This is a genomic window from Nostoc sp. (assembly GCF_041747015.1).
Lineage (GTDB): Bacteria > Cyanobacteriota > Cyanobacteriia > Cyanobacteriales > Nostocaceae > Nostoc.
Genome location: NZ_JBGTFY010000355.1, coordinates 1 through 5,923 on the forward strand (window position 1 = coordinate 1; position 5,923 = coordinate 5,923).

The window sequence follows — 5,923 nt, forward strand, 5'->3', positions numbered from 1 at the left end:
AGTTATAACATCTAGAGGCTCAAAATCCTTGCACAATCATTAGCGATCGCTAGGTAAATTTAAAAACTGAGCGACGAAACAATCATTTTGCCAGCTGTGTGGCTTCTACATTTGTTTTAGAGACTTATTCAGCAAGCCCTACTTAACAGTCACGCTGTCCGGCGGGTCGGAATATTGCATCGGCTACTAGTGAAACATCGCGCATTTTTTGAACATCGTGAACTCGGAGGATATCAGCGCCATTAAAAATAGCAGCACAACAAGCTGCTGCCGTTCCCCAAACTCGGGCTTTGGGATCTGGTTGATTTAAAATGTGACCAATGAAACTTTTACGCGATGCTCCTACCAAAATAGGACAGTTGAGTGTTGTTAGCGATCGCAAACCGCGAAAAATTTCTAAATTTTGCTCATAGTTCTTAGCAAAGCCAATACCAGGATCAATAATAATTTTATCCAGGTCAATGCCTGCAGCAGTTGCTAACCCAATTTGCCGAGCTAAAAAACTATAAATCTCTTGGAGCAAATCTTCATAATCAGTGTGTTGTTGCATTGTCTGTGGTGTTCCTCGGATGTGCATTAAAATAATCGGCACATCTAACTCTGCCACTGTCGGCAACATTTCTGAGTCAAAGCTGCCGCCAGAAATATCATTAATAATATCTGCTCCAGCTTCTACAGATGCCCTAGCTACAGCAGCACGGGTAGTATCTACAGAAATCGGCACTGAAATTTCCGATCTAAGCACCTGTAACACTGATAGCACTCGGTCAAGTTCCTCCGCCAGAGTTATTTGCTTTGCCCCTGGTCGAGTTGATTGACCGCCCACATCGATAATGTCAGCACCAGCAGCTACCAGTGCTTGCGCCTGTACTAAAGCAGCAGAGGTAGAGTTAAACTCACCCCCATCACTAAAGCTATCAGGCGTCACATTCAAAATGCCCATCAAATAAGTTCGCTGTCCCCACTCGAAACAGCGTCCGCGAATTATTAAGTTACTTGGCATAAATCTACATTAGGCATTCCCATGCAGAGCATGGGAACGAGAAAAAGGCACATCACAGTGACTTAAAATTCACAATTCGAGCAAAACTCTCTGGTTCGAGACTTGCTCCTCCCACTAAAGCACCATCAATTTCTGATTGAGCCATGATCTCATCAATATTACTCGGCTTAACTGAGCCGCCATATTGAATTGATACATTTTGATTACTCAACTGGCTACGAATTAAGCCAATTATTCGATTAGCTTCTGCTGCTTCACAAGTATCACCGGTGCCAATCGCCCAAATTGGTTCATAGGCAATCACCAAATTATGCTGATCAACATCCACTAAACCTTTTTCTAGTTGAGTGATAATCAGTGATTCAGTTTCTCTTGCATCTCGTTGTTGTTTAGTTTCGCCTACACAAAGAATTGGGGTCAAACCATACCTTTGAGCAGCTTTGAGGCGTAGATTAACAGTTGCGTCCGTTTCACAAAATAATTGCCGTCGTTCGCTATGACCGACAATTACAAAGCGCACACCACTTTCTGTCAGCATTGGGCCAGAAATCTCACCCGTATAGGCTCCATATTCTTCCCAGTGGACATTTTGCGCCCCCAGTTGGATGAGGCTACCGTGCAAACTCTTGGACAAAATACTTAAATCAGTGAACGGAGGGCACAATATCACTTCTCGCCCCAGGGGCGTTTCCTCTAAGTGGGGCAGAAATCCTTGTAAAAACTCCTGGGTTTCTGCCTGGGTTTTGTACATTTTCCAGTTGCCGGCAATAACGATTTTTCGCACAGGTAATTTAGTCAAGATCCTAACGCGTTATTTAGATGCATTTTTCAGTTTATGACTTTTTGTTAGTCATTGGTCATTGGTCATTAGTCATTGGCAAGAGTTATTCTCCTCATCTCCCTAAACCTCTGTTAAAAATAACTAGGATAAGAGATAGGGCTAATTTAAAAATCCCAAGTTTCAAATCTCAAATTGATATGACTTCGACATTGCCCGTGCCTGAACCTCATCAAAGCGATTCCGCCAACACTGATGCAAATTCTCTCAGCTGGGAGGAAGAACTAGATAGTGCTATTTTCAGTTTTGAAGACATTCAGACGGAACTGAATTATAAACAAGCACAAACGGCGCTGCGAAACTTGGTAAGCAATCTCGACCTCACTCCCCAAGAAAAAACCGGGTTGGAGACGGAAATTGCTGATTTGGAAACCATGCTGGGAAAATTAGACCGCATGGTGGTACAGATTGCGGCTTTTGGCATGGTGGGACGTGGTAAGTCTTCTCTACTCAATGCTTTAGTTGGGCAAACAGTATTTGAAACTGGGCCGCTGCATGGTGTTACCCGTGCTGCACAAAGAGTTAATTGGAGTATTAGTGAGGAAGCGATTGGGGAAACTGAACGGGCTTTGCGAGTCACTCTCCCTGGTGTATGTCAATCGCAGGTGGAATTAATTGATACTCCTGGGTTAGACGAAGTAGATGGTGCAACCCGTGCCGCGTTAGCTGAACAGATTGCAAAACTTGCGGATTTGATTTTGTTTGTGATCTCTGGTGACATGACTAAGCTGGAACACATAGCCCTTTCTCAGCTACGCGAAGCAGGTAAACCGATCATTCTGGTGTTTAACAAAGTAGACCAGTATCCAGAAGCAGACCGGATGGCAATCTATCACAAAATCCGGGATGAAAGGGTGCGGGAATTGCTCACACCCCTAGAAATTGTCATGGCTGCGGCATCGCCATTGGTGAAGACGGCGATTCATCGCCCTGATGGTACTAGGGGCATACAGTTGCGTACAGGTAATGCGAAAGTCGACGAACTCAAGCTGAAAATTTTGGAGATTTTACACCGTGAGGGTAAAGCTTTGGTTGCTCTTAATACCATGCTTTATGCCGATATTGTCAATGAGCAATTGGTTGAGCGAAAAGTGATGATTCGAGAACAGAATGCCAATCAGTTGATTTGGAAGGCTGTAATGACTAAGGCATTAGCGATCGCACTCAATCCTGTAACTGTGGTAGATATTCTGAGTAGCGTAGTCATTGATATTGCTCTGATTTTGGGTTTATCTAAGCTCTATGGCTTCTCCATGACCGAAGCCGGGGCTGTACAATTGCTGCAAAAAATCGCCCTGAGCATGGGCGGCATCGGTGCTAGTGAATTGTTAGCAAACTTGGGCTTGAGTGGATTAAAAACTTTACTTGGGATCTCTGCAACAGCTACCGCAGGTGCCACCCTTGCTCCTTATATATCAGTGGCAATCACGCAAGCGGCAGTAGCTGGTGTTTCTTCTTACGGTATTGGACAAGTTACCAAAGTTTATTTAGCCAATGGCGCGACTTGGGGCCCTGATGGACCGAAAGCGGTGATTAATCGGATTTTGGCAAACCTGGATGAAACTTCAATTCTCAACCGCATTAAAGATGAATTGCTCTACAAGGTAAAACTCAGAAAGTAACTAAATAAGATCGAAATTAGGGCTTACGTACTATACAAATTAACCGTGATGTGAATTAAGGAAAATAGGCTGTTTCAGGCTTTTATTAATTATCCTTATGATGCCTACGGCGGTAAACTACGTAAATAGACTACGCCGTAAGGGTTTAGCAATGCTAAACCCTTACGAAAGATGTGGCTTTTAACCATATTTATATTTGGTATTTTTTGTCAATGCGTAAGTTCTATATATTTTTACTCGATACTAGAGTGCGATCGCAATTATCTAATTTCTCTGTAGATGATGGGTATCATAACCATTTGATTAGTTTAATAGTAGCCTGGAACTCTGGAAAATTATTCCATTTTCTAGTAAAAAGCTCGTAGAGTTACTGAAAATCATTTGGTCAAATACAATGAATAAAATCTTGTTTCTGTGTACAGGCAATTACTACCGTAGCCGTTTTGCTGAACATCTTTTTAATTGGTTGGCTACTAAGCAGAAGTTAGATTGGCAGGCTGATTCACGAGGTTTAGCACTTGAGCGGGGTATAAACAATGTGGGGCCAATTTCCCATTACGCAACTGAAGCTTTAGCAGCGCGCTTGGTGAAACTACCTGATGATGAACGGTTTCCGCAGCCAGCAAATGAGCAAGATTTTCAATTAGCTGCCAGAATTATTGCCCTAGACGAATTTGAACACCGACCGTTGATGAATGAGCGCTTTCCCCAATGGATAGATGCTGTTGAATACTGGCTTGTTCACGATATAGATAAAACTTCAGCCCCAGAAGCCCTTGGGCAAATTGAAAAAAACCTTCTGCAACTTATAGAACAATTGGCACAAACTTAGTAATGCGATCGCCTACGACGGCAGTGCCTAACTTTTTTAAGAAAAAGATTACCAAAGCTTAACTTGCTCTAAGACACAAGCCAATTATTTTTGGAGAGACTTTAAGGAAGATATGTCATGAAAAGTCTCATTCGTACATTGGCTATTGGTGCGATCGCAGCAAGTTGTTATGTCGGTCAAGCTTATGCCCAGACAACTGTAGATCCGCTGAATAAGTCTGTACCACGCACCCATGCTCATAACGATTACGAACACGAGTACCCGCTCTTTGATGCCCTCCACAACGGTTTTATCAGCCTTGAGGCTGACATTTGGCTCTATGGAACAGAGTTGCGCGTTGCCCACGACCCAGTAGCTGATCCAACGACGCTGCCCACCATTGAGGATTTATACCTGACACCATTGCGAGACTTGGCAGCTAAGGTTAACAACGGTGGCATTTACGCCGACGGTACGCCATTGCTGTTGTTGGTTGACATTAAGAGTGAAGGTGTTTCAACCTATGAGCGCCTACACAATGCCCTAACCAACTATGCAGTTGAGAATCCTGGATTGTTCACTACTTACACCAAAAACGCCTTTGGTGGATACGACACGCAAAAGGGAGCGGTTAATGTGATCATTTCAGGCGAGCGACCACGAGATTATATGCTTTCACAAGATTTGCGCTACGCCGCCTATGATGGTCGTTCTGATGACATAGGCAAGAATATCGCCCCTGAATTTATCCCGTTAATCAGTGGCAACTGGAATACGTTCTTTAATGGCGATCTAGCTTGGGACGGTATTGGCACTATCCCTGATGACACCAAATCAGCCCTAGATGATATCGTGGCTCAGGTACATGGTGAGAACAAAATCTTGCGCTTCTGGAATCTGCCTATTGATGCGCCTAGCGTTTGGGGCCCGCTCTACGATGCTAATGTTGACCTAATTAATACTGATAATCTCACTGGTTTATCCGAATACATCCAATCGCTTCCGACACAGGCAGTACCAGAGCCATCGTTGACTGTTGCACTCCTTGGTGTGTTGGGTACGTCGGTGCTACTCAAACGTAGATCGCAGTCTAAGTCGCTAAGTCGTTAAGCCGTCTATTAACTCTTCAACAAAAAGCCCTCAGTCAGAAACTGAGGGCTTTGTTATATTGGTCATGCTGCGACTACCCTATCAAGTGTTTTTACTTTGAAACGGCTATTGCACCGCGCTGAACATTACTTGACTTTCGAGTGTGGCTTCTGACGATCGCATTGCGATCGCTATGGTGGAGTGACATACTCCTACACTGGTTGCAAGCAATACAGTGTAGGCTTCTCAGCGACTCCCGGTATCCCGTCGGACATTAACTGAGCTTTGCTTATACTGCACGTCATGCCCTGGCGCACAGTTTGTAGCTTGCTTCCCCGTTCGCGCAGCGTCCCGTAGGCAAGGGGTACAAGTACAAAAAGTATGTTCTACCTTGGTACCGCTAGAATTTTACCCATTCACGGAAACGATACAAAAATATCTATTCTTGAATGGAACCCTATATTCTAGATTGTCTTGGCGCAGCCTCTCCCTTTGGGAGAAGGTTCGGTATACGAGTAGCATTTTCGGCTTTTTTCGTACTTGTTTATAATACCATATTC

The 5,923-nt window shown here is 43.9% G+C and carries 5 protein-coding genes; 3 read left to right on the plus strand and 2 right to left on the minus strand.

What is annotated here, in order from left to right; genetic code table 11:
* Positions 1-142: 142 nt before the first annotated feature.
* Both folP and tpiA read right to left on the minus strand, forming a co-directional pair.
* Positions 143-1,003, minus strand: coding sequence for a dihydropteroate synthase (gene folP, locus ACEW80_RS28410; RefSeq protein WP_373529812.1), 861 nt, complete (start codon positions 1,001-1,003; stop codon positions 143-145).
* Positions 1,004-1,055: 52 nt separating this feature from the next.
* Positions 1,056-1,787, minus strand: coding sequence for a triose-phosphate isomerase (gene tpiA, locus ACEW80_RS28415; RefSeq protein WP_373529816.1), 732 nt, complete (start codon positions 1,785-1,787; stop codon positions 1,056-1,058).
* A 194-nt stretch (positions 1,788-1,981) separates the two neighbouring features.
* On the opposite strand from tpiA, the gene ACEW80_RS28420 reads away from it, so the two are divergent.
* The 3 genes from ACEW80_RS28420 (at position 1,982) to ACEW80_RS28430 (ending at position 5,384) form a co-directional block, all read left to right on the plus strand.
* On the plus strand, positions 1,982-3,463 hold the full coding sequence (locus tag ACEW80_RS28420; protein ID WP_373529813.1) for a GTP-binding protein: 1,482 nt from the start codon (positions 1,982-1,984) through the stop codon (positions 3,461-3,463).
* A 394-nt stretch (positions 3,464-3,857) separates the two neighbouring features.
* Positions 3,858-4,295: a low molecular weight phosphatase family protein gene (locus tag ACEW80_RS28425; protein WP_373529814.1), complete on the plus strand. Its 438-nt coding sequence runs from the start codon at positions 3,858-3,860 to the stop codon at positions 4,293-4,295.
* Positions 4,296-4,412: 117 nt separating this feature from the next.
* Positions 4,413-5,384, plus strand: a complete 972-nt coding sequence (locus ACEW80_RS28430; RefSeq protein ID WP_373529815.1) for a PEP-CTERM sorting domain-containing protein — start codon at positions 4,413-4,415, stop codon at positions 5,382-5,384.
* Positions 5,385-5,923: the final 539 nt, after the last annotated feature.